Source organism: Sulfitobacter sp. 1A12157 (genome assembly GCF_043557345.1).
Lineage (GTDB): Bacteria > Pseudomonadota > Alphaproteobacteria > Rhodobacterales > Rhodobacteraceae > Sulfitobacter.
In genome coordinates this window covers 1-2,454 of the sequence record NZ_JBIFFV010000020.1, presented here as the reverse complement: position 1 = coordinate 2,454, position 2,454 = coordinate 1, and the positions used below count along the sequence as shown (strand labels likewise).

Genomic DNA, 2,454 nt, shown 5'->3' with positions numbered 1-2,454 from the left:
TTCCCGCTCCGTCTTCGCTGGAGCGCGATCCTGTCCAAGTCAGTACGACTGATTGTATGTGTATGCTTTTGATCTGTAAGCAGTCTTGCTTCTACTGGATCAAATCAAGCCTATCGAGCAATTAGTACCAGTCAACTGAACGTGTTACCACGCTTACATCTCTGGCCTATCGACGTGGTGGTCTACCACGGCTCTCAGGGATACCTTGTTTTGAGGGGGGCTTCCCGCTTAGATGCCTTCAGCGGTTATCCTGTCCGATCATAGCTACCCAGCACTGCAATTGGCATTACAACTGGTCCACCAGTGGATCGTTCACCCCGGTCCTCTCGTACTAGGGGCAACTCCTCTCAAGTATCCTACACCCACGGAAGATAGGGACCGAACTGTCTCACGACGTTCTAAACCCAGCTCACGTACCTCTTTAAACGGCGAACAGCCGTACCCTTGGGACCTGCTCCAGCCCCAGGATGAGATGAGCCGACATCGAGGTGCCAAACACTGCCGTCGATATGGACTCTTGGGCAGTATCAGCCTGTTATCCCCGGCGTACCTTTTATCCGTTGAGCGATGGCCCTCCCACTTGGGACCACCGGATCACTATGGCCGTCTTTCGACTCTGCTCGACTTGTCAGTCTCGCAGTCAGGCTGGCTTCTGCCATTGCACTCAACGAGCGATTTCCGACCGCTCTGAGCCAACCTTCGCGCGCCTCCGTTACGATTTAGGAGGCGACCGCCCCAGTCAAACTACCCGCCACACAGGGTCCCGGAACCGGATAACGGTCCGCGGTTAGACATCAAGCAGAACAAGGGTGGTATCTCAAGGGAGGCTCCACCGAGACTGGCGTCTCGGTTTCAAAGCCCACCACCTATCCTGCACATGTTCGGCCTAATGCCAGTGTGAAGCTGTAGTAAAGGTGCACGGGGTCTTTCCGTCTAACCGCGGGTAACCGGCATCTTGACCGGTAATTCAATTTCGCTGAGTCTATGTTGGAGACAGCGGGGAAGTCGTTACGCCATTCGTGCAGGTCGGAACTTACCCGACAAGGAATTTCGCTACCTTAGGACCGTTATAGTTACGGCCGCCGTTTACCTGGGCTTCAATTCAGAGCTCTCACCCCTCCTTTTAACCTTCAGGCACCGGGCAGGCGTCAGACCCTATACGTCGTCTTGCGACTTCGCAGAGCCCTGTGTTTTTAATAAACAGTCGCCACCCCCTGGTTTGTGCCCCCAGCCCCTAGTTGCCTAGGAACCGGGCCTCCTTCTCGCGAACTTACGGAGGTATTTTGCCGAGTTCCTTCAACATAGTTCTCTCAAGCGCCTTGGTATTCTCTACCTGTCCACCTGTGTCGGTTTAGGGTACGATCTGATGATGGAGCTATTTCCAGGGACCGCTCAGCAGCCCATCCAATCCGATAAGGATGAACTACCCCTGCGATCCGTCACTTCCATCTGGCCCAGGAATATTAACCTGGTTCCCATCGACTACGCCTTTCGGCCTCGCCTTAGGGGTCGGCTTACCCTGCTCAGATTAGCTTTAAGCAGGAACCCTTGGACTTTCGGCGAGAGTGTCTCTCACACTCTTTGTCGCTACTCATGTCATCATTCTCACTAGTGATCTCTCCACCGGATCGCTCACGCGCCGGCTTCACAGAAAGCTCCGCGTCTCCAATGCCCCGAAGGGCTAAGGAGACATGGAACTATGTCACACTACGCTCTGCTACCATGCAATAAATGCATCCTCGGCTTCGGCTCATGGCTTGAGCCCCGTTACATCTTCGCCGCAAGACAACTTATTTAGACCAGTGAGCTGTTACGCTATCTTTAAAGGATGGCTGCTTCTAAGCCAACCTCCTGGTTGTTTTGGTCGTCTCACCTGCTTTCCCACTTAGCCATGAATTAGGGGCCTTAGCCGGAGGTCAGGGTTGTTTCCCTCTCCACGACGGACGTTAGCATTCGCCGTGTGTCTGCCATCTAGTACTTCTCGGTATTCGGAGTTTGGTTAGGATCAGTAAGCCTGTGGGGCCCCATTACCCATCCAGTGCTCTACCCCCGAGGGTATTCGGATGACGCTCTACCTAAATAGATTTCGCAGAGAACCAGCTATCTCCGAGTTTGATTGGCCTTTCACCCCTAGGCACAGCTCATCCCGATCTTTTTCAACAGATGTGGGTTCGGTCCTCCAATAAGTGTTACCTTATCTTCAACCTGGCCATGCCTAGATCACTCGGTTTCGGGTCTGATCCCACGAACTCGACGCCCTATTAAGACTCGCTTTCGCTGCGCCTACACCTAACGGCTTAAGCTTGCTCGTGAGACCAAGTCGATGACCCATTATACAAAAGGTACGCTGTCACATCGCAAGGATGCTCCAACTGATTGTAGGCGTTCGGTTTCAGGTACTGTTTCACTCCCCTCGTCGGGGTGCTTTTCACCTTTCCCTCACGGTACTGGTTC

1 rRNA gene is annotated in these 2,454 nt (G+C 53.5%); it reads right to left on the bottom strand.

Features of this window, described 5'->3' with window-relative positions:
- Positions 1-100 precede the first annotated feature (100 nt).
- A 23S ribosomal RNA gene (locus ACGYLC_RS17580) occupies positions 101-2,454 on the bottom strand; the annotation flags it as partial.